We start from the raw sequence: 22427 nt of genomic DNA on the forward strand, positions 1-22427 counted from the left end.
TGATTTGCGGCGGGCACAAATGTTGTGGTCACAGCAGGCCCCTGTGGGAGCGAGCCTGCTCGCGATGGCCGCACCGCCAATCTCAGAGACTAAAACCACCATCCAAAGGAATAATATTCCCAGTCATATACGCTCCAGCCGTACTCGCCAGACTGATCGCCAACGCCGCCATCTCTTCCTCCCGCCCCCAACGCTTCATCGGAATCAGCGCCGTATCTTCCGCCAACGCCTGTTCATCATTCCCGATGTGCTGAGTCATCTTGCTCGGAAAACGCCCCGGTGCAATCACATTGACGTTGATGTGCTGGCTCACCAGCTCCCGCGCCAGAATCCGCGACAGTTGATGCAGGGCAGCCTTGCTCGTGCCATAGGCATACGCCTGTTCGCTGAAAGACGAAATCCCGGCGACCGAACCAATGTTGATGATCCGCGCCGGGTTCGCTTCCGATCCGGCCTTGCGCAGCAGCGGCAGAAATTGCTGGATGACCGCCGGTCACAGAGCGGTGCGGCCTTGCAGGGAAAAGTAGGGATGCATGGCGAATCCTGAGCGCTGAGGGTCAATACACCCTAGTCGTCAGCCGCCAGAAGTGGAGCCACTATTTTTGCGAGGAATGAGGGTCTATACAGCCTTGAACTGCCCCGCCCTTGTAGGAGCACAGCTTGCTGGCGAAGGCGTTTTCGAGATCGCCTTCGCCAGCAAGCTGTGCTCCTACAGGTTCGTGGGCGATTTACTGCGGGCGAACACGCAGGGTCAGGCCCTTGAGGAAGTTGCGCAGCAACTGGTCGCCGCAGGTGCGGTAGTTGGTGTGGCCAAACTTGCGGAACAGCGCGCTCAGCTCAGGCTTGGACACCGGGAACTCGGCGGCCTTGAGGATCGCGTGCATGTCGTCCTCTTTCAGTTCGAAGGCCACACGCAGCTTCTTCAGGATGATGTTGTTGGTCACCGGCGTTTCGATCGGCTGCGGCGGACGGCTTTCGTCCTTGCCGCGCTTGAAGATCACCAGGCCGTCGAGGAAATGCGCCATGACCTCGTCCGGGCAGCGTACGAAGCCTTCCTCGTCTTCCTCTTTCTTGTCGAGGTACGTCAGCAGGTCTTCCATGGACACGTCCATGCCGCCGAGCTTGATGATCTCGATGACTTTCTTGTCGCTGATGTCGAGCATGTAGCGCACGCTGCGCAGTACGTCGTTATGAATCATGGTGTGCAATCCTGATATTCAGCAGTGGGCGCCGCATAAACCGCGGCGCCGAAATGTATGGCGGCGTGAAAAGTCTTAGAACTTCTCTTTGCCGGACAGGTAGCGCCATTGCCCCAACGGCACTTTGCCGATGGACACGCCGCCGATGCGGATGCGGCGGATGGCGACGACCTTCAGGCCTACAGCCTGGCAAAACAGGGCGATCACACCCGGTTGTGGGTTCTTCATCGCAAAACGCAGGCGGTTTTCGTTCTGCCAGCTGGCTTTGACCGGCGGCAGTTCCTTGCCCTTGTAGGTCAGGCCGTGGTTCAGGCGGTTGAGGCCGTGAGCCACCATGTCGCCTTCAACTTCGACCACATACTCTTGCTCGATCTTGGCGGAGTCGGCGGTGAGTTTGCGCAGGATCTTCCAGTCCTGGGTGAACACCAGCAGACCGCTGGCATTGGCCTGCAGATCGGTGCTGGCGGTCAGGCGCAGGAAGTGGCCCTTGAGCGGACGTTTGCCGTAGCGGTGTTCTTCGCTCAGGGTCTCGGCGCTGATGGTCGCCATGGCCGTGTCCGCGTCCATGCCCGCAGGGACGTTGAACAGAATGGTCACCGGCTCCGGCGCAGTGGCTTTTGCTTCGGGATCGAGCTCGACTTTTTGGTTGTCGACCTTGAACTGCGGCTCGTCGATGACTTCACCGTCCACGGTGACCCAGCCGCCCTCGATGAACAGCTCAGCCTCCCGACGGGAACAGCCGACGAGTTCGATGAGGCGTTTGGAGAGACGAATCGGGTCAGTCATGACAGGGCCGTAACAAAAAAGGGGTGGGCATTGTACCTGCCTGGCGCCGGTTAATCCCGGCTCCATTTGCCGCATGTGCTTTTAATGTGGGAGCGAGCCTGCTCGCGAAAGCGTCATCAGCTTCAACATCAATGTCGATTGATAGGCCGCTTTCGCGAGCAGGCTCGCTCCCACAAGGGTTTCATGTTGTGTCAGCCGTTGCGCGTCAGTTGTTGAGACTGACGCAAACGCATGTGCAGCAACGGATAGGGCTGCCCCATGCCATCGACTTCCGAGCGACCGATCACCTCAAAGCCCTGTTTGAAGTAAAAGCCCAAGGCTTGCGGGTTTTGCTCATTGACGTCCAGCTCATCGGCGTTCAGGTGTTCCAAGGCATAGCGCAGCAATTGCTTGCCCAGGCCTTTGCCGCGATGTGCCGGGTCGATGAAGAGCATTTCGATCTTGCCCGCCGCGACGCCGGCGAACCCGGTGATGCGCTGTCGCGAGTCTTTGGTGCAGATCAGCATTACCGCGTCGAGGTAGCGGGTCAGCACCAGGTTCTTCAGCAGGTCGATATAGCTGTCGGGCAGAAAGTCATGAGTGGCGCGCACCGAGGCTTCCCACACTTGGGTGAGTTCTTCGTAGTCGCTCTGTTTCGGTGTGTGAATGACCGAGTGTTGGCGCATGCCCGCTGGCCTCTCTTGCGTGGATGATGCGAGTGCTTTCTCTCACAAAACGATAGACGTAAAAAAGCCCCGCATCTCGTCAAGAGAGCGGGGCTTTTGTATTTTTTGCGTTTAGATCTGTTCAGCCCACAAGTCGTATTCGTCGGCGTCGGTCACTTTGCACCAGACTTTGTCGCCCGGCTTCAAGTTACTGCCGTTGTCGATGAATACGTTGCCGTCGATTTCCGGGGCATCGAAGAAGCAGCGGCCGACCGCGCCTTGCTCGTCGACTTCATCGACCAGCACTTCGATTTCACGGCCGATGCGCATTTGCAGGCGCGCCGAGCTGATGGCCTGTTGGTGCGCCATGAAGCGGTCCCAACGGTCTTGCTTGACGTCGTCTGGCACGATGGCCGCGTCCAGCAGATTGGCCGGTGCGCCTTCGACCGGCGAGTACTGGAAGCAGCCGACGCGGTCCAGCTGGGCTTCGGTCAGCCAGTTCAGCAGGTACTGGAAGTCTTCTTCGGTTTCGCCGGGGAAGCCGACGATGAAGGTCGAACGGATGATCAGATCCGGGCAGATCTCGCGCCAGTTCTTGATCCGCGCCAGGGTCTTGTCTTCGAAGGCCGGGCGTTTCATGGCTTTCAGGACTTTCGGGCTGGCGTGCTGGAACGGGATGTCCAGGTACGGCAGGATCTTGCCGGCGGCCATCAGCGGGATCAGCTCATCGACGTGCGGGTACGGGTAAACGTAGTGCAGACGTACCCAGACACCGAGGGTGCTGAGGGCTTCGCAGAGTTCGGTCATACGGGTTTTCACCGGCGCGCCGTTCCAGAAGCCGGTGCGGTATTTCACGTCGACGCCGTAGGCGCTGGTGTCCTGAGAAATCACCAACAGCTCTTTGACGCCGGACTTGACCAGGCGCTGGGCCTCATCAAGCACGTCACCGACCGGGCGGCTGACCAGTTTGCCGCGCATCGACGGGATGATGCAGAAGCTGCAGCTGTGGTTGCAGCCTTCGGAAATCTTCAGGTAGGCGTAGTGGCGCGGGGTCAGTTTGATCCCTTGCGGCGGCACCAGGTCGATCAGCGGGTTGTGATCCTGACGTGGCGGCACAACGGCGTGTACGGCGTTGACCACTTGCTCGTACTGCTGCGGACCGGTCACGGCCAATACGCTTGGGTGCACGTTGCGGATGTTGCCTTCTTCGACGCCCATGCAGCCGGTCACGATGACCTTGCCGTTTTCCTTGATGGCTTCGCCGATCACTTCCAGGGACTCAGCCTTGGCCGAGTCGATGAAGCCGCAGGTGTTGACCACCACGACGTCGGCGTCCTGATAAGTGGACACAACGTCATAGCCTTCCATGCGCAGCTGGGTAAGGATGCGCTCGGAGTCGACCAGTGCTTTCGGGCAACCCAGGGATACGAAGCCAACCTTTGGATTGGCCGGCGCAGGAGTGGTGGACATGTCTAACCTCGGTATTTGTGACGCCTCCAGCCGAGAACGGCAAGGCGACAGGCGGGCGCTTATGTTTTTCGGCGCCTCTGATCAAAAAGTGCGCAATTCTAGCGATGGGCGGCGCACTTGACCAGCTTTATGCAGGGAAATACGACGAGTGCTGCGCTATGCTTCGCGCCGTTACGCTTTACCGATTTTTTACAGTCAATAAAACGTCTGTAACCATAAGTAAAACAGCGCATGCTGCACGGCAAAGCATAGTGCTTCTTTCAAAGAAGTCCGGGTCTGGTAACAGGAGTGGTGGATGGGTCAGGCAAGTAGTCAGGCGGCGGGTGCCGAGCATTCGGCGGCAAAACCGATCGGCATGCTGGTCGCGGCGGTCGGGGTGGTTTATGGCGATATCGGCACGAGCCCGTTGTACACCCTCAAAGAAGTGTTTTCCGGTCACTATGGTGTACAGGTCGACCATGACGGCGTGTTCGGGATTCTGGCGCTGATTTTCTGGTCGCTGATCTGGGTCGTTTCAATCAAATACGTGCTGTTCGTGCTGCGTGCCGACAACCAGGGCGAGGGCGGGATCATGGCCTTGACCGCGCTGGCGCGGCGGGCGGCGGCGGGGCATGCCAGGTTGCGCATGTTGCTGGTGGTCTGCGGGTTGATCGGCGCGGCGCTGTTCTACGGCGACAGCATGATCACCCCGGCGATTTCCGTGCTGTCGGCGATTGAAGGCCTTGGGCTGGCATTCGAGGGCATCGACCATTGGGTGGTGCCGCTGTCGTTGATCGTGCTGGTGGCGTTGTTCCTGATTCAGCGCCACGGTACGGCGCGAATCGGCATTCTGTTCGGTCCGATCATGGTCACCTGGTTTGTGGTGCTGGGCGCGCTGGGTGTGTATGGCATCAGTCAGCATCCGGAAGTGTTGCAGGCGATGAACCCGGTGTGGGGCGTGCGCTTCTTCATGGTCCACCCGGGCATGGGGATCGCGATTCTTGGCGCTGTGGTGCTGGCATTGACCGGTGCCGAGGCGCTGTACGCCGACATGGGCCACTTCGGTCGCAAGCCGATCGCCCGGGCCTGGTTCATTCTGGTCTGCCGGCTCTGGTGCTGAACTACTTCGGGCAGGGCGCGTTACTGCTCGGTGATCCGCAAGCCGCCCGTAACCCGTTCTATCTTCTGGCGCCAAGCTGGGCGTTGATTCCATTGGTGGGATTGTCGACGATGGCCACGGTGATTGCCTCGCAAGCGGTCATCTCCGGTGCGTTCTCGCTGACTCGTCAGGCGATCCAGCTCGGCTACATTCCGCGCATGCACATCCAGCACACGTCCAGTGCCGAGCAAGGCCAGATCTATATTGGCGCGGTGAACTGGGCGCTGATGGTCGGCGTGATTCTGCTGGTATTGGGCTTCGAGTCCTCCGGCGCGTTGGCATCGGCCTACGGCGTGGCGGTGACTGGCACGATGCTGATGACCACCATTTTGGTGTCGGCGGTGATACTGCTGTTGTGGAAATGGCCACCGATCCTCGCGGTTCCGCTGTTGCTGGGTTTCCTGTTGGTGGACGGTCTGTACTTCGCCGCCAACGTGCCGAAAATCATTCAGGGCGGTGCATTCCCGGTGATTGCCGGTATCGTGCTATTCGTGTTGATGACCACCTGGAAACGCGGCAAGCAACTGCTGGTGGAGCGAATGGACGAGGGCGGGTTACCGCTGCCGATCTTCATCAGCAGTATACGTGTGCAACCGCCGCATCGAGTCCAGGGCACCGCCGTGTTTCTTACCGCTCGCCCGGATGCCGTGCCTCACGCGCTGCTGCACAACCTGCTGCATAACCAGGTGCTGCACGAGCAAGTGGTGTTGCTGACAGTGGTGTACGAAGACATCCCGCGCGTCCCGCCACAACGGCGTTTCGATGTCGATTCCTACGGTGAAGGGTTCTTCCGGGTGATCCTGCATTTCGGCTTCACCGACGAGCCGGACGTGCCTGAGGCCTTGAAACTGTGCCATCTGGATGACCTGAATTTCAGCCCGATGCGCACGACCTACTTCCTCAGCCGCGAGACGGTCATCGCCTCCAAACTCGAAGGCATGGCCCGCTGGCGCGAGACGTTGTTCGCCTTCATGTTGAAGAATGCCAACGGCAACCTGCGGTTCTTCAATCTGCCGCTGAACCGGGTGATTGAGTTGGGTACGCAAGTCGAGATGTAAGCCACATGAAAAAGCCCCCGTTGCCATGAAGGTCGCGGGGGCTTTTTATTGACCGGCATTTGATCCCGATCCCCAATCCAACGAAGAACCCTGTGGGAGCGGGCTTGCCCGCGATAGCGGTATGTCTGCCACATCAATGTTGGATCTGCTGCCGTCATCGCGGGCAAGCCCGCTCCCACAGGTATTTGAGTGTCTGCTGGTGCCTTTACTGGTTTTCAGGCAGATCTTCTTCAGATTCGGTCTTTGTCCGAACAGGTCGCGGTGTCAGCACCTTCACCACATCATCAATCACTGCCTTGGACATAGCCGTCAAATAATGCGCGGCCCAGGCGTGGCGGTCGGTGTCTTTTATGTAGGCTGCATCCTCGGTAAATGATTTGGCGAGGAACAGCAGGTCGGAGGCTTGTGACAATGCATCAACAATAGGGACGCCGGCGCGGACGTTGAACAACGCCTGATCCGAGCAGTAGATCAGCGGGGTGAGGCCGATGGTTTTTAGTTCTGATTGATTGTTCATGGTCAACTTCCTTGATTTAAGAAGCTGCCGCATCCGATACCAAGCGAATGGGTGGCAGCTGAGCGCAGGTTGGTAAACCGGGGAATCAAGGAAACCGGCACGCTCGAAAGCGTCCCACGCACAGCCGCCATAACACAGGATCACAGGCAAAAAAACGCCTGTCATCGTGTCGGGTGCGCTGTTGCGCCTTATTCCACCGGGTTACCAAGCCCGATCGCTGAATGGTCAGCGACGTCCGGAGAGTATCCCGTCGAAGAAAAGCCCAACAAGGCATCAAAGTGCCCAAGCGCACCCAATTGGCAAGATTAGGAGTTTGCCTACAAGGTCTGTGGGCGTCATCCGATATTGCGACACCTTAAGTAAACAAAACTAAACGTGGTGAGCGATTTTACAAGTCGCTGGATTTTTGCGTTGTTGCAGCAGACGAATTAAACCGCAATTGTCACTATCCCACCTGTCCGCTAATTGGCAGACGATCTGCAGGTTCCCCAGTGAAAACTGATAAATATCGAAAGGACTTGACGGTTCGATATTTCCAATGAGACAAGTGTCCACGTTTTATGGAATGTGGACACTTGGAGTTTTTAGCTTCATGAAGAGTCAAGACATTTTGCTTTTGTTCAAGATGGCCAGCCTGCACGCCCAGGAAGAAAATCTCTTTGGGAAGATGGAATCTGAGTCGAATTCGAACAGGGTTGAGGAAATGTTGAAGCCCCAGCAGATAAATCGAATGACGGCAGGGGGGCGAGTGGGGCAGCCGCTAGTCACCTACCCCGCCGATGGTGAAGAAACTGTATTCCACCGCCAGGAGTTCGACTCACCCTTGGGCGATGAGGATGGGTGGGAAGGGTGGTCGGAGCCTGTACTTTCTCCGCCGCTGGCGAGCTGGAGTGAGGGTTACTCGTTGCGTGCGTTGTCTGCGTCTCTTGGGCTAAGCAAAAGTGAGGTTTCAAACTCTATCGCCAGGTGTCGTGAGTCCGGAATTCTCACCAATGACTACGACACCGGGCTTGCGAAAGTTAATCGGCGAGAGCTGCTGAAAATCACCGAGCACGCTCTGAAATACTTTTTCCCCGTGAAGCCGGGCGCGATGGTTCGTGGTATTCCAACAGGCTTCGCAGCGCCAGCCCTGTCCAAAAGCATCAAGAGCGCTGGCGGGTTGATTCCGGTTTGGCCTGATGCACTCGGAACTGAGCGTGGTCAGGCGATAGAGCCGCTCTACAAGACGGTGCCGGAAGCGGTGAAGAGGGACAGAATCCTTTATCACTATCTTGCGCTTGCTGATGCGATCCGTCTTGGTGGCCCGCGAGAGTGTGGTGTGGCGGTTAACATTCTAAAAGCAGGGATGGGGCTGAAATAACATGTCATCAAACGCTGATCACAATTATGAGCTCATAGAATTTGTTGCAGACGGCTTGGGAGAGGCGTTTCTCGCTGAGGTTGCCTTTGTCGGCGGTTGCACCACGGCCATGCTGGTCACTGATACTGCTGTGCTGGACGACATTCGTTTCACCGATGATGTTGACTTGGTGATCGAGCTGGCAGGCATTAGCGCCTGGCAACACCTCACAGAATGGCTGGCGACCAAGAACTTCAAGATCACCGGTGAGGATGAAGTTAACTGTCGTTTCCGCTTCAACGACGTCGTCGTTGACGTGATGCCTTCTGATCCCGAAGTTCTCGGATATGCCAACCGTTGGTTCGTGGAGGGGCTGGCGAGGGCCGATAAATTTACGTTGCCCAGCGGTACCGTGATCCAGATATTTAAACCGACCTACTTTCTTGCGACGAAACTAGAGGCTTTTAGCGGTCGCGGTGAGGGCGACCCCTTCCACAAAGACGTCGAAGACATAATCATCTTGATTGATGGTCGTACAGAGCTTTTGGAAGAAGTTCGCCAAGCTGAGTCGGAGCTCAAAGAATTCATCACGACTGGAATTCGAGAACTCACGGTGCTCAGTGGTATCGACTACGTGATTGAAAGCTCGGGCTCGGTGCAGGCTAATCCGGGTAGGGGGCGAGTCATTCACAAGCGCATGAAGGACCTGGGCAACGCATGAGATACGACACCAGATCAGTGATAGGGCGGACCAGGAAAGCCAATCATGACTGTGCTGGAGTTCTCTGTGATGGCGACAGAGGGCTGTTCGTCATCACTGACGGTACGTCGAAGCCCGGCAGTGGTCAGTTGGCTGAATGCTTCGTAAAAGGTGTTTTAGCGGCCTACCCGAAACACATGGATCGGGAGGGCGATATCACTGAGCACGGAGCAGTTGAGCGGGTACTTGGTTCAGTGCTGGCCGAGCTTCACCCCATTTTGTTTGCGGACCAGACTGGGGCCACGTGTTACCTGGTCGGTTTCGCTGCTCATGGGAAGCTCACGCTTGCGTATGAGGGTGACTGTTCGTGCGGTGTAGTAACACCGGCAGGCACGATCGAGTGGATTACGCCGCCCCACTGCAAGGCCAATTGGAGGCGCGACCGTTCGCACCGTGAGCTGGCGCAAGATCCGGCTCGAAACTGGGTAACCCGATGCCTGAAGGTTAATCGTGCCCCGGACCCTGACTTTGTTTTTCACCCATTGGTCGTCGGTGAGCGACTGGTGTTCGTAACCGATGGCTTCTGGGCGGAGTTAACGGAGTCGCAGCAAAGCAGCTTGCTGGCGGCACCGGATAGCGACTTTGTCGCTGTTGAAGATGACGTAACGTGGATAGATGTTCAGCTTTAGTCTTGGAAGCACAGAACATCCACATGAAGTCCGGCTAGCTGGTAGCGCTTCATGTTTGTACATGTAAAAAAGCCCCCGCAACCATAAGGCTGCGGGGGCTTTTTTGTGCTGCGCTCAGATCACTCTTGAGCAGCCGTCTCCTTCGCTTGACGCTTCTCGATCACACCCACCAACCGCTTGGCCAGCGCCGGGTAGTTCTCATCAAAGTGATGGCCGCCAGGCAGTTTCATCGCTTCGCCCACGGCGGTCTTGTCGGTGCAGCCGCTCTCGTCGACTTCTTCCTCACCATAGATGCACACCACTTTTGCCGGCGGCAGCTTGGCCATTTCCGGGCCGGTGGCGGCTTCTTTGCCAGCGTTGCCGAGCCAGCCTTCAACTTCGATTTCGAAGCTGCCGGTGCGGGCGAAGGCCAGCAGGATGACTGCGTCGACTCGTTGCTGCTCCGCTTCCGGCAGGCGGTTGTAGATGGCGGGCAGTACGTCCGCGCCGAACGAGTAACCGGTCAGGATGAAGCGCTTGGTGCCCCATTTCTGCCGGTAGTGCTGCATCAACTCGGTCAGGTCCAGAGCGCTTTGTTCCGGGCTCTTGTGTTGCCAGTAGTAGCGCAGGGTGTCGATGCCGACCACCGGGTAGCCGATCTTCGCCATCTCGCCCGCTACGTCGCGGTCCAGGTCGCGCCAGCCGCCGTCGCCGGAAAGGAACAGGGTGACGGTGTCCTTGGCCTGACCAGCAGGCACTTCGACCACCGGAATCTGCAGGCCACCGGCGGCTTTATCGCCGCCAACGAGGATTTTGCGCAGTTCGTTGTTCAGCACTTGCGGCAGGTTGATGTCGTAGTCGCTGATGCTGGTTTCGGCATTGGCCTGGTCACGCACGAAGCCGGCGCTGGTGTCGTCCGGGTTGTCGTTCCAGGCCACCAGCCAATGGCCATGGGCGGCGTTTTTCGGTAGCAGGTGAGTGCAGCCATCGGGTTTTTCCAAGGCGAGGCCAACCGAAATGGCCTGGGCCTTTTCGTCCTTCTGCTCGGCCAGCCAGCGCCACGCCAGCACGGCGCCAGGGCCGATGCCGCTGACCAGAGTGGCCGGGCCTTTCAGTTCGCGCAGACCCGCTTGCAGGGCGCGGCTTTGCAGCAGGCAGTCTTTGGGCAGGATCACCTGGACGATCTGCGCCGAGGCGCTACGGCTCAGGGTGGTCAATTGCTTGTCATTAAGTTTCTGGTCGTCATTGACCGCCACCAGCACCTGAGCCTTCGGCGTGGTGCCAGGGATGACGCGGGTCATCGCGGCGCCATCGGCCGGCGTCAGCCGTTCGAGGGTCGGTTCTGGTGCCGGGCGTTTCAGGTACCAGTAACCGCCACCGACAATCAGGGCCAACACTACCAGTGTGGCCAGTACGTACCGCAGGGAGCGTTGAATCATCAGCGTTTCACCAATCCAGTCAAGCCGCCCGCAATCAGGGCAGCAGTGTCGGCCAGGGCCACCAGCGGATCGAGTCCGGCGGGCACGGCCATATAACGGGGTTCCCAGTCGGGCTGGAACTTGTCTTTGAAGCGGCGCAAACCTTGGAAGTTGTACAGCTGCTCACCACGGCGGAATACCATCGAGCCCAAGCGCTGGGTCAATGGTGCGCCGCGCCGGGGTTGTAACCCCGACAACGGCACCATGCCCAGGCTGAAGCGCGCGTATCCATGATTTTTATAATGTTGAATCAGGCCGACCATCATGAACTCCATGGTCAGCTTGGGGGCGTCGGGGTGCGCGCGCATCAGGTCGAGGCTGGCCAAGTCATGACCGTAGGTCTCGAGCAGGTTGGCAAACGCCACCGGGCGCCCTTCGAAACGAATCACCGCGACTCGGAAGTGCTTGAGGTAATCATCACTGAAACGCCCGAGCGAGAAGCCTTTCTCGCGCACGTTCTTGCCGGTCAGCCAGGCGTCCGAAATAGCCTTGAGCTTATCCATCGGCGCTTGCCCCGGCTCATGGATTTCCAGCGACAGGCCATCACGGGTGCCGCGGTTCCAGGTGTAGCGCAGGTCCTTCATCTCTTTGCCCTTGGCTTCGAGATCAAAGCGGTGAAGATCGACCCGGGCTTCTTCGCCGAGCTTGATCGCGGTCAGACCGATGTCCATGTAATACGGCAAATTCTCGGCGCGTACTTGATAGAACACGGGCCGGGCGTGGTGGATATCGCAGAGGTCGCGGAACTGCCAGATCATTTCCGCCCGTTGCTGGGTCGGGCCGATCGGGTCATACAACGCCACCAGGCTGCGACCACGGCGGGCGTACATCAGAAACGCCTCGTCGTTAGGGTGAAACAGCAGCGCCTTGTCACCAGTCAGGGCCAGGCCGCCATCCGGTTGGGACGAGGCCATGAGAATATTTACCGCGCGGTCCAGCTCATCGGGCGTTGGCAGATGAATCACCGGGCGCGCGGTGCGCAGCAGCCAGGTCAGGGACACCACCACCAGCAGGACCGCGGCGCCAAGCAACGAGCGCAGGCCACGCGGGGCATCGGCATCGAGGGTGAACTGCCACCAGAGTTGATGGCTGTAGGGAACGTCCTGATAGGCGAACAGCAGCAGCCAGATCGACGCGCCGAGTACGCAGAGGCTGGCCACCAGATACAGCGGCGAAAACGGCACTTCGGTCAGGCGACTGGGGCGATAGAAGGAGCGCCGGAAAACCCCCAGCAAACTCGCCGTCAGGGTCATCAGGCAAGCCTCTTCCCAGTCGAACCCTTTAAGCAGAGAGAGCAGGGCGCCGACCAACAACAGAATGGTGGTCAGCATCCACGCAGCCGACAGGCGGCGACGCAGCCCCTGAGCCAGCAGCAAGCAAAGGACGCCCACCAGGCTGGCGCCGAAGTGCGAGGCGTCGACCAAGCGATGCGGGATCAGAAAACCAATGTGTTCAAGGCGGGTATCGATCTCCGGCGTTACTCCGGAAAACAGCAGCACCACGCCCGACAGAAACACCAGTACCGCCAGAATCGGCGCGGCCATGCCAGATGCGGCACGCAAGGACTGGCGCGATTGAAACAGGCGCTGGCCTTCATTGATCAGCAGTAGTACGCAAGCCACCAGTAGTGGTAACACCACGTAGATCAGACGATAGAGCAGCAGGGCAGCAGCCAATGGCGCGGCACCGAGCTTGTCGGCGAAGGCGGCGAGCAAAATCGCCTCGAACACCCCGACACCGCCCGGTACATGGCTGAGCACGCCAGCGGCCAGGGCCAATAGATAGACCAGCAGGAACGCACCAAAGGGCGGCGCTTCCGGCAGCAACAGATAGAGCACGGTCGCGGCGGCGGCCACGTCCAGAGCGGTGATGACCAGTTGCAGGAACGTCAGGCGGCGACCCGGCAGGCGCAAGGTGCGGCGACCGGCCTTGACCAGCAGGTTGTCGGGGTAAGGCTGTTCCGGCAAGCGGCGGCGATAGATACCGATGGCCAGCACCGTGGAGAGCAGCAGCACGGCCACTGCAATCGCACCCAGCAACGTTTTGGAGAAACCCAAGGCTGCGGAGGCGGCGGGCAGGTTGCTGAGGGTGGCGAGGGCGGCCAGGGGCGGAAGGGCGCAGCCGAGCGAGAGGCTGGCAAACAAGGTCATGTGCGCGACTTCTGAAGCCCCCACACCATGACGTGCATATAAACGGTAGCGAACCGAGCCGCCTGACAGCAGCGAAAGGCCGATGGCATTGCCAATGGCAAATGCGGTGAAGCCGCCCAATGCCAATATTCGCGGCGCCAGCGTCACGCCGGCATAACGGCTGGCCGACCATTCGTAACCCAGCAGAATAATGAAGCCGATGACGGTCGCGCCGAGCGCACCCAGCAAGGCCGGTTTTGGCACTTGCAGAATCGAGTCGTGCAACGCGTACAGATCGAGTTCGCTTAGCAGGTGACGGCAGGCAATCAGCGCAATGGCGAACAACAGCAAAGTGACTGCCAGACCGATAGGCTGACGATATTTGCTGATTCGATTCAACAAGCGCAGACGCTCGGCTTTGATCGGTTGTGTCGCTGTGACGGTGTCTTGTGAATCAGACGAGTTGGCGCGCATCAATCACCTCTTGGATTGTGCGCGACAGGATGGAGGTATCCAGCCAAGTTACCAATCCCTGTAGAAAAAAATAATCACAAATATTAACGCCTCTCACCGGGTGTCGGCGGTGGCGCGTCATCAGTCGTAGAAGGTTTCATCTGCGGGTTCAGTCTGCGCTGAACTCACAGTCTGGCGATCCCGAATGGATCACTGCACAGTGACAGATCATTGTTGCGAAAGGACTTTTTCAACAGATACAAAAAAGGCCACTCTTTCGAGTAGCCTTTTTTGATGTTTGGTTGCGGGAGCCGGATTTGAACCGACGACCTTCGGGTTATGAGCCCGACGAGCTACCAGACTGCTCCATCCCGCGTCTGTGTGGCGGCATTCTACAGGCGAACGCCGGAGTGTCAACCGTTAATCCCAGTATGGCTCAAATAAGTGTAAAACGACGGCGAATGGTCGTAGGGGAGACCTAAGTTTCGGAATCACAACGATTTCTTGTTTCTGTGCGGTAAGGCATGGACCGCTGATTTTTTATAAAACAGGCACGCACAAAAAAGGCCACTCTTTCGAGTAGCCTTTTTTGATGTTTGGTTGCGGGAGCCGGATTTGAACCGACGACCTTCGGGTTATGAGCCCGACGAGCTACCAGACTGCTCCATCCCGCGTCTGTGTGTCGGCATTCTACAGAGGATCGCAGGGCTGTCAACCTTCAATCTTGGTAAAACCTGTTCCTGTTCAAGCGCTTAGGTAAAAAGTGAAGCGGCTTATCGGTCTGAAACGCAGGCAGGGCAAGGCTTGTGGCTCTATCGAGTGGGCTCTTTCGATTGAGAAAATAAATTCCTGCGGTGCTTTTCCTACAAGGGAAAAAGAACATTCAGACTACTGGTGCTATATACAGGTGTCAGTGAGATACTGCCGGTACGACTCACCCACACCTTATTTCTTCGCCATGAACACTGCTTTTATATGACGCAGCGAAAAATCATCCACGTCGATTGTGACTGTTTCTACGCCGCCATCGAGATGCGTGACGACCCGCGCTTGGCCGGTAAGCCATTGGCGGTGGGCGGCTCGGCGGATCGGCGTGGGGTGATTGCCACCTGTAACTATGAAGCGCGGGCTTATGGCGTACGCTCGGCCATGTCTTCCGGACATGCCTTGAAACTCTGTCCGGACCTGACCATCGTCAAGCCGCGGATGGATGCCTATAGAGAAGCGTCGAAGGAAATTCATACGATCTTTCGCGATTACACCGATTTGATCGAGCCGCTTTCCCTGGATGAGGCCTACCTCGACGTATCGGATAGCGCGCATTTCGGCGGCAGCGCCACGCGAATCGCCCAGGACATTCGGCGCCGTGTCTCTAATCAATTGCACATCACCGTGTCGGCTGGCGTGGCGCCGAACAAGTTTCTCGCCAAGATCGCCAGCGACTGGAAGAAGCCTAACGGTTTGTTCGTGATCACGCCGGATCAGGTGGAAGACTTCGTCAGCGGTTTGCCGGTGAGCAAACTGCACGGGGTTGGCAAAGTGACCGCCGACAAACTCGGCAGGCTCGGCATCGTCGATTGCTCGCATTTGCGCGAATGGGACAAATTGGCGCTGGTGCGCGAATTCGGCAGCTTTGGCGAGCGACTCTGGAGCCTGGCCCGTGGGATCGATGAGCGGTTGGTGCACAACGACAGTCGCCGGCAATCGATCAGCGTCGAAAACACTTACGACGTGGACCTGCCGGATCTGGTGAGTTGTCTGGATAAATTGCCCGAGCTGCTGGAGTCCCTGAATGGCCGCATGGCGCGGATCGACAGCAGCTATCGCCCGGGCAAGCCGTTCGTCAAAGTGAAATTTCATGACTTTACCCAGACTACTTTGGAGCAGGCCGGAGCAGGGCGGGATCTGGGGAGTTATCAGTTGCTGCTGACCCAGGCCTTTAACCGTGGTGGGAAACCGGTGCGGTTATTGGGGGTTGGGGTGAGGCTGGAAGATTTGCGGGGCGGGTTTGAGCAGATGGAGTTGTTTGAGCGGTAGTTTGGGGGGGAATTTAAGGGCCTCATCGCGAGCAGGCTCGCTCCCACATTAGACCGCGTTCGTCTGAACAACTCGGTCAACTGTGGGAGCGAGCCTGCTCGCGATGCTTTTTGGCCTTAATTCGGACCCGGATCCGCCACCAGTCGCCCGGCATCCTTGGTCAATGACTTGAGGAATTCGGTCTGCAACTCGGGATCGTTGCGGGTCAGTTCGATCAGGCTCTGTTCCAGCTCGCTGGCTTCTTCTTCCAGACCCAGTTCCGACAGACGTTTGACCCGGTGTACCCACTGGCTCACTTCGTCGTCTTCGAGGTCATCGTAAATCAGCCCGTGCGCTTCGAGCAGCTTGCCGCGCAAATTGCTGCTGATCGCCAAGGACGAGTCGGTGTGCACATCGTCCTTGTTGTCCTCGACACTGATCTGCAGCTTGCCCAGATGATTGAGGTCATGTTCGGCGAACGGGCTGTCCAGCAGGTTCAGGCGCAATACGCCGTTACGGTCGGTGCTCAGTTCAAAGGTGTTCTTGCCCGCCTTGACCTGCACCGGGCGCTCGCTCCATGGCAGGCTCGAGTATTCCGTGCGCTTGTCGCGCTGGACTTCGTCGATACCCGCCAGGTTCTGTTGCGCCCGACCGTGGGACTGGGCGTTCATGAACGGGTTGAGCCCGGCGAAACCATAGCTGAGCCAGTCCTTCGTCACGCTGTCCGGCAGATTGCCGAGGGCGAACACGTTGACCACGTTCGCACCGACACCGGCCACCACGGCCACCGCGCCCAGCGGGATCTCATAGACCTCCCTCCAGGGTTGGTAAGGCGTATAGCGATCGTAGTGGCGCGTGACTTCGAACTCGGTGACTTCGAAGGTCTTCTGCTCGTGGATCTTCACCCGACGTTGCGGCAGCTCAAGCACCTTGGGCTCGCCGACATCGATCTGCAGGCTGTGATCGAGCAATTTGCGCTCGACCCGTTCCTCGTGCTCGCTGCGTTGTGACATCTGATTGGCACAGCCGCTGACCAGCAGCGCGCCGCACAGGGCGGCGCTACCGAGGCCTAAGGTGTTTCGCTTGAACATGACGTCTCTATCTGGTGTCAGCGGCGGATACGGGCCTGGAGGAAAGACAACACGTCAGCGACCGGCAGCGCTTGCGCCTCGGCCTCTGTGCGGCTCTTGTATTCCAGATTGCCGTCGGCGAGGCCGCGGTCACTGACCACGATCCGGTGTGGAATGCCGATCAGCTCCATGTCCGCGAACTTGATGCCCGGGCTGGTTTTCTTGTCGCGGTCGTCCAGCAGCACTTCGAAGCCGGCGGCAGTCAGTTCTGCGTAGAGCTTATCGGTGGCTTCGCGAACCTGTTCGGTTTCGTAGCGCAGCGGTACCAGAGCAATCTGGAACGGGGCCAGAGCATCGCTCCAGATAATCCCGTTCTCGTCGTTGCCCTGCTCGATGGCGGCAGCCACCACGCGGGATACGCCAATGCCATAGCAGCCCATTTCCAGGGTGACTGGCTTGCCGTTCTCGCCCAGCACTTCGCACTTCATCGCTTTGCTGTACTTGTTGCCCAGCTGGAAGATGTGCCCGACTTCGATGCCGCGCTTGATTTCCAGGGTGCCTTTGCCGTCAGGGCTCGGGTCACCGGCCACGACATTGCGCAGGTCGGCAACGGTCGGAACCGGCAGATCACGCTCCCAGTTCACGCCGAAGTAGTGTTTGTCGTCGATGTTGGCACCAATACCGAAGTCGCTCATCAGCTCGACGGAACGGTCGATGATGATCGGCAGTGGCAGGTTCAACGGGCCAAGGGAGCCGGCGCCGGCGCCGATGGCGTCACGCAGCTCGGCGTCAGTGGCCATGACCAGCGGGCTGGCAACGCCTGGCTGGTTGGCAGCCTTGATTTCGTTGAGCTCGTGGTCGCCACGGATGATCAGGGCGATCAGCTTGCCTTCTTCTTCGGCGCGCACGATCAGGGTCTTGATGGTTTTTTCGATCGGCAGGTTAAAGCCTTCGACCAGTTGCGCAATGGTCTTGGCGTTCGGGGTGTCGACCAGACGCAGTTCTTCGGCCGGTGCGGCGCGCGAGGTTTCGCGTGGCACGGCTTCGGCCTTCTCGATGTTCGCTGCGTAGTCGGAACCGTTGCTGAAGACGATGTCGTCTTCGCCGGATTCGGCCAGTACGTGGAACTCGTGGGAGCCGGCACCACCGATCGAACCGTTGTCGGCTTCAACCGGACGGAACTTCAGGCCCAGACGGGTGAACACGTTGCAGTACGCCTGGTGCATGCGGTCGTAGGTGATCTGCAGCGAAGGCTGATCAGCGTGGAACGAATAGGCGTCCTTCATGATGAACTCGCGGCCGCGCATCAAACCGAAGCGTGGGCGGATTTCGTCACGGAATTTGGTCTGGATCTGATACAGGTTGATCGGCAGCTGTTTGTAGCTGCTCAACTCGTTACGCATCAGGTCGGTGATGACTTCTTCGTGCGTCGGGCCGGCACAGAAATCGCGACCATGGCGATCCTTGAAGCGCAGCAATTCAGGGCCGTACTCTTCCCAGCGACCCGATTCCTGCCACAGCTCAGCCGGTTGGGTGCTCGGCATCAACACTTCGAGAGAGCCGGCGGCGTTCATTTCTTCACGCACGATGGCTTCAACCTTGCGCATCACTCGCAAGCCCATGGGCAGCCAGGTGTACAGGCCCGAGGCGAGTTTGCGAATCATGCCGGCGCGCAGCATCAGCTGATGGCTGATGACGACCGCGTCGGAAGGCGTTTCTTTCTGTGTGGCGAGCAAAAATTGACTGGTGCGCATGGTTGGCCGTTGTCGGTTGCTGATGACGAGAAATGACGGAACATTGTACGGGCGAGATCTGCTGGCGTACAGGAGTGCGGCCGGCTGTGTGGCAGAGGGCGATAATCTGCTCGCCCTCTGCGATGTTTCCTGCGTAAAGAGCCTACGATTCTTCCGCGACCTGGGTCGGAACCGGTTCCGGCGTCGGTGTCGGACCGGCTCGGCGGTTTTCCTGGAACCAGTGCAAAGCGATCAACAGGAGAGTCGGAACGCCCAGCAGGGCAGTGATCAGGAAGAAGTTGTGATAACCGAATTTCTCCACCATGACCCCTGAGTAACCGCCGATCAGGCGAGGCAGCAGGAGCATGATCGAGCTGAGCAGGGCGTACTGGGTGGCGGAGAATTTGAGGTTGGTCAGGCTCGACAGGTAAGCGACAAATGCCGACGTCGCCAGGCCCGAGCTGAAATTATCCAGTGAGATGGTAGCGATCAACATCTGCAGATCGGCACCCATATCAGCAAGCATCAGGAACAGCAGGTTGGTGCCGGCCGATGCAACGCCGCCAATGAACAGGATAGGCAGGATGCCGAAGCGCACGATCAACAGGCCGCCCATGCCGGCGCCAACCAGCGTCATGATCAGCCCGAAAATCTTGCTGACGCTGGCAATCTGATCCTTGGTGAACCCTTGGTCGATGTAAAACACGTTGGCCATCACGCCCATGACCGTATCGGACATTCGATAAGTAGCGATCAGCCCGAGCAGTAGCAGGGCTTGCCAGCGGTAACGCAGAATAAAATCGTTGACCGGGGTCAGTACCGGGGCCAGGCCACGGCGGCCCATGGCCGACAAGCACAGGCCGGTAAGTGTGATGTAGAGAATCGCTCGCAGGAACGCGCGGTCTTCAAGCAGCAGGTCGAGCACGCTTGCGTCTTCGAACAGTACGCTGGCGAAGTCAGTGTTGTAGAGCTGGGTGAACAAGGCCGGTACGGACACCAGCAGCACGATCAGCACGAACACCGACGCCAGTTGGTGCACGAAGCTGTAGCGTCCGGCCTGCAATTGAGTACGTAGAGGCACCGGCGGTTCGCGCATGAACAGGGTGGTCAGCAGCGCCGGAACCATCAAGACGCCGAACAGCACGTAGGTGCCGGTCCATGCCGCATGCTTATAGTTGAAACCGGTGGAGCCAAAGCCTTCGGCGAAGAACAGTGCGCCGGCCGTTGCCAGCAGGGCCGCGACCCGATAACCGGCCATGTAGCTGGCCGCCAGCGCGGCTTGGCGTGTTTCGTCGGCGATTTCCAGGCGATAAGCGTCGACGGCGATGTCTTGCGTCGCTGAGGCAAAGGCGACGACCACGGCGATAGCGATCAGCCAGGACAGGTGCTTTTGCGGGTCGCAGAAGCCCATGCCGATCAGGCCAAGGATTACGAGTGCCTGGGCGAGAACCAGCCAGGAGCGTCGTCGACCGAGCTTGCCAAGAAATGGCAGGCGCCATTGGTCGAGCAGCGGGGACCAGACCCATTTAAAGGCGTAGGCCAGGCCGATCAGGCTTGCATAGCCGATGGTTTCGCGGGCAACACCGGCCTCGCGCAGCCAGACTGAAAGCGTCGAAAACACCAGCATGTAGGGCAGGCCGGCGGCGAAACCAAGCAGCAATAGCACGAGCGTCGAGGGGCTGGCATAGGCGGCGAGCGCGGCGCGCCAGGTTTTACGGGGCATGGGCTGGAGTCTGCCTCAAGAATTACGGAAACAAAGCGCGCACTCTAACCGCTGTGCTCTACCGGGCGCCACCCATGGCGCTGAATATCAACACGATTGTTCAGGATACTGATGCCTTCCATGCGCAATCGGGCCCGTTGTTCATCCCCTGAAGGGCTGCCCACGGGCAGGCTGATCCGACCGCCGGCACCCAGCACGCGGTGCCAGGGCAATTTGGTGTCGCCGGGCAATTGGCTCAGTGTTCGCCCGACCCAGCGGGCAGCACGACCCAGTCCGGCCAGCTCGGCGAGCTGGCCATAACTCACGACTTTGCCCTCGGGCACTTGCGCCAGGGTCAGGTAGAGTGCCGTGCGTCGGATTTGCGCCGCGCTTTCGGTTTGTGCGTTTGAGTCGGTCACGTCCCGGGTTTCCTGAAAGAATGCGCAATTGACCGTCTGTAGAGTAAATCCAGGATCGCCCATTGAGAAATGAACTCAATAGAAAAAGTCCGGTCAGTCCTTGTCAGGGCCTTATTCATAAGGATAATGCCGACTTTTTTTCGCAATGTTGAGCCTTCGATTCGCTTATGTTGTCCAGAACCCTGCTGTGCGTCGCTATTGTCAGTGCTTCCACTCCTTTGCTCGCCGATACCGTCTGGTTGAAGAACGGTGACAAGTTGAGCGGCAAAATCACCGTCTTCGATGGCGGCAAACTGCTGATTCAGACCGAGTACGCTGGCGCGATCCCGATCGACTGGAAACAGGTCAAAACCCTGGAAAGTGATCAGCAACTGCTGGTCAAACAGGATGCCTACACCGGTGAAAAGGCCAAATCGCTGCACGCGGCAGAGGATGGCAAGGTCACCTTGGCCAACGGCGATGGTCCCAAAACCGTGGAGCTGGCCAGTATCCAGCAGATGCTCAAACCCAAACCGGTGGTTGAGGATTTGGTGTGGAAAGGTAATGTCGACATGGCGCTGGATTATCAGCGGGCCGAAAAAGATACTGATGATTATGACGTTGGTTTCAAAACCACCGCGCGTCATGGTCGGTGGCGTCATACGGCGGAAGGTGAGTACAACCGCGAGTTCCAGGATGACGTGGTCACCACGGATAATTGGCGGGGGGAGTATGCCCTCGACCGTTTTCTTACCGAGAAATGGTTCTGGCAAGGTCGTTTGAACTACAAGCGCGATAAGGTCGAAGAGCTCGCCCGTCAGCGCACCATCGGTACCGGCCCCGGTTATCAATTCTGGGATAACGAACTGGGCGCCTTCTCCCTGGGCTCGCTCCTGAACAACACGGACTATGAGTATTCCAACGGCAACAAAGAAAACTTCTACTCCCTGGCGATGAAGTGGGACTACAACCGCTACCTGATCGGCAAGAAGGTCGAGTTCTTCACCAATGGCGAAGTCGGGAAGCCGCTGTCGGGCGTGGCGGATTACGCCCTCGATGCCGAGGTAGGCCTGCGCTACAAAGTCACCGATTGGGCGTCGCTGAACCTGAAGGCCGAGAAAGACGTCATCAGCGGTAGCGATGAGGCTGACCTGAGCAAGACCCGATACACCGCAGGGTTTGGCGTGACCTGGTAAACCGCGCAAAGATCAAAAGATCGCAGCCTTCGGCAGCTCCTACAGGGTGTACCTCAATCCTGTGTAGGAGCTGCCGAAGGCTGCGATCTTTTTTTTTGCCGCACAAAACACACAGGCACAAAAAAGCCCCGCTTTTAAGGGCGGGGCTTTTTACTAAAGCAGTTACAAGTTAGATAACTTGAACTTCTTCAGCTTGCATGCCTTTCTGACCGCGGGTAGCGATGAAAGAAACCTGTTGGCCTTCTTTCAGGCTTTTGAAGCCGTCGGATTGGATAGCTTTGAAGTGAACGAACAGGTCGTCACCGGATTGTGGAGTGATGAAGCCGAAGCCTTTTTCATCGTTGAACCACTTAACGGTACCGGTTTGGCGATTAGACATGGTGTAACTCCTTGAACAAAGATAACTGCGACGCAGGAAGAACCCTGGCCGAGACTGAGTGCAAAGAGCAGGAAAAATTCTTGTAGATGGTTGGATCGAAATTCAACATATCGTGTAGAGATTCTCAGTGACACAAGCAGCACAGTGGCGCCACCTTAACCCTTTTTCCGGAACGTGCCAATGGTTCTTGCGAAGGTTTCTCTGTTTTCATGACTGACGGTGCATCGAATGGCGGTGAAGGCCCGGGATTCACGGGCGATCGGCGAGAATTGTTTTCCGGACTTTGAACCCGGAGCGCCTGCCCGGTAAGATGCCGGACAGAATTTTTCCACCTCGCTATTCAGGACACCCGCC

The 22427-nt window shown here is 58.3% G+C and carries 17 protein-coding genes, 2 tRNA genes and 2 pseudogenes; 6 read left to right on the forward strand and 15 right to left on the reverse strand.

Features of this window, described 5'->3' with window-relative positions:
* Positions 1–82: 82 nt before the first annotated feature.
* The 5 genes and pseudogenes from ACYZT2_RS07075 to rimO all read right to left on the reverse strand — a co-directional run.
* Positions 83–484, reverse strand: a pseudogene (locus ACYZT2_RS07075) (SDR family oxidoreductase); the annotation flags it as partial.
* A 244-nt stretch (positions 485–728) separates the two neighbouring features.
* Positions 729–1199 (reverse strand): YehS family protein, encoded by a 471-nt coding sequence (locus tag ACYZT2_RS07080; protein WP_253552455.1) that lies wholly within the window; start codon positions 1197–1199, stop codon positions 729–731.
* 75 nt (positions 1200–1274) lie between these two features.
* Positions 1275–1985, reverse strand: coding sequence for an rRNA pseudouridine synthase (locus ACYZT2_RS07085; protein ID WP_038979194.1), 711 nt, complete (start codon positions 1983–1985; stop codon positions 1275–1277).
* 191 nt (positions 1986–2176) lie between these two features.
* On the reverse strand, positions 2177–2650 hold the full coding sequence (locus ACYZT2_RS07090) for an acetyltransferase (protein WP_123719809.1): 474 nt from the start codon (positions 2648–2650) through the stop codon (positions 2177–2179).
* A gap of 111 nt (positions 2651–2761) precedes the next feature.
* Positions 2762–4099 carry a 30S ribosomal protein S12 methylthiotransferase RimO gene (gene rimO / locus ACYZT2_RS07095; protein ID WP_460147747.1) on the reverse strand — a complete coding sequence of 446 codons (1338 nt, stop codon included), beginning with the start codon at positions 4097–4099 and terminating at the stop codon, positions 2762–2764.
* Between the two features lie 295 nt (positions 4100–4394).
* Between rimO and ACYZT2_RS07100 the strand changes: the two are divergent.
* A pseudogene (locus ACYZT2_RS07100) lies at positions 4395–6295 on the forward strand (potassium transporter Kup).
* A 205-nt stretch (positions 6296–6500) separates the two neighbouring features.
* Here ACYZT2_RS07100 and ACYZT2_RS07105 read toward each other — a convergent pair.
* Complete coding sequence (locus ACYZT2_RS07105) at positions 6501–6812, reverse strand: DUF3077 domain-containing protein (RefSeq protein WP_461971241.1); 312 nt, start codon at positions 6810–6812, stop codon at positions 6501–6503.
* Positions 6813–7404: 592 nt separating this feature from the next.
* Here ACYZT2_RS07105 and ACYZT2_RS07110 point away from each other — a divergent pair.
* From ACYZT2_RS07110 to ACYZT2_RS07120, 3 genes are read left to right on the forward strand one after another with little or no spacing between them, the layout of a single operon-like run.
* A complete protein-coding gene (locus ACYZT2_RS07110; protein WP_461971242.1) occupies positions 7405–8172 on the forward strand; it encodes a MarR family transcriptional regulator in 768 nt (255 codons plus the stop codon).
* Position 8173: 1 nt separating this feature from the next.
* Positions 8174–8872, forward strand: a complete 699-nt coding sequence (locus ACYZT2_RS07115) for a hypothetical protein (RefSeq protein ID WP_461971243.1) — start codon at positions 8174–8176, stop codon at positions 8870–8872.
* Positions 8869–9540: a PP2C family protein-serine/threonine phosphatase gene (locus ACYZT2_RS07120; protein ID WP_461971244.1), complete on the forward strand. Its 672-nt coding sequence runs from the start codon at positions 8869–8871 to the stop codon at positions 9538–9540. Before ACYZT2_RS07115 ends, ACYZT2_RS07120 begins: the two co-directional genes overlap by 4 nt.
* Before the next feature lie 119 nt (positions 9541–9659).
* Here the strand turns inward: ACYZT2_RS07120 and ACYZT2_RS07125 are convergent, their stop codons facing one another.
* The 4 genes from ACYZT2_RS07125 to ACYZT2_RS07140 form a co-directional block, all read right to left on the reverse strand.
* Positions 9660–10958 carry a virulence factor family protein gene (locus tag ACYZT2_RS07125; protein WP_461971245.1) on the reverse strand — a complete coding sequence of 433 codons (1299 nt, stop codon included), beginning with the start codon at positions 10956–10958 and terminating at the stop codon, positions 9660–9662.
* Complete coding sequence (mprF, locus tag ACYZT2_RS07130) at positions 10958–13600, reverse strand: bifunctional lysylphosphatidylglycerol flippase/synthetase MprF (protein ID WP_461971246.1); 2643 nt, start codon at positions 13598–13600, stop codon at positions 10958–10960. The genes ACYZT2_RS07125 and mprF overlap by 1 nt, the downstream gene beginning before the upstream one ends.
* A gap of 278 nt (positions 13601–13878) precedes the next feature.
* Positions 13879–13955: transfer RNA gene (locus ACYZT2_RS07135), tRNA-Met, on the reverse strand.
* 221 nt (positions 13956–14176) lie between these two features.
* Positions 14177–14253: transfer RNA gene (locus ACYZT2_RS07140), tRNA-Met, on the reverse strand.
* A gap of 301 nt (positions 14254–14554) precedes the next feature.
* Between ACYZT2_RS07140 and dinB the strand changes: the two genes are divergently transcribed.
* Positions 14555–15616, forward strand: coding sequence for a DNA polymerase IV (gene dinB, locus ACYZT2_RS07145; RefSeq protein WP_050682967.1), 1062 nt, complete (start codon positions 14555–14557; stop codon positions 15614–15616).
* 116 nt (positions 15617–15732) lie between these two features.
* On the opposite strand, the gene ACYZT2_RS07150 is transcribed toward dinB, so the two are convergent.
* The 4 genes from ACYZT2_RS07150 to ACYZT2_RS07165 all read right to left on the reverse strand — a co-directional run bounded on the left by ACYZT2_RS07150 (position 15733) and on the right by ACYZT2_RS07165 (position 20582).
* The gene (locus tag ACYZT2_RS07150; RefSeq protein ID WP_007904636.1) at positions 15733–16686 is read right to left on the reverse strand and encodes a hypothetical protein; all 954 of its coding nucleotides are present in this window, start codon (positions 16684–16686) and stop codon (positions 15733–15735) included.
* A 17-nt stretch (positions 16687–16703) separates the two neighbouring features.
* Positions 16704–18419, reverse strand: coding sequence for a proline--tRNA ligase (locus ACYZT2_RS07155; RefSeq protein WP_461971247.1), 1716 nt, complete (start codon positions 18417–18419; stop codon positions 16704–16706).
* A gap of 142 nt (positions 18420–18561) precedes the next feature.
* Positions 18562–20121: an AmpG family muropeptide MFS transporter gene (locus ACYZT2_RS07160; RefSeq protein WP_461971248.1), complete on the reverse strand. Its 1560-nt coding sequence runs from the start codon at positions 20119–20121 to the stop codon at positions 18562–18564.
* A 44-nt stretch (positions 20122–20165) separates the two neighbouring features.
* Positions 20166–20582 carry an MGMT family protein gene (locus tag ACYZT2_RS07165; protein WP_461971249.1) on the reverse strand — a complete coding sequence of 139 codons (417 nt, stop codon included), beginning with the start codon at positions 20580–20582 and terminating at the stop codon, positions 20166–20168.
* Between the two features lie 104 nt (positions 20583–20686).
* On the opposite strand from ACYZT2_RS07165, the gene ACYZT2_RS07170 reads away from it, so the two are divergent.
* A complete protein-coding gene (locus ACYZT2_RS07170; RefSeq protein ID WP_461971250.1) occupies positions 20687–21694 on the forward strand; it encodes a DUF481 domain-containing protein in 1008 nt (335 codons plus the stop codon).
* 169 nt (positions 21695–21863) lie between these two features.
* Here ACYZT2_RS07170 and ACYZT2_RS07175 read toward each other — a convergent pair whose 3' ends face one another.
* Positions 21864–22073 carry a cold-shock protein gene (locus ACYZT2_RS07175; RefSeq protein WP_002554837.1) on the reverse strand — a complete coding sequence of 70 codons (210 nt, stop codon included), beginning with the start codon at positions 22071–22073 and terminating at the stop codon, positions 21864–21866.
* Positions 22074–22427 lie beyond the last annotated feature (354 nt).

It is taken from the genome of Pseudomonas sp. MDT1-85, from assembly GCF_054898065.1.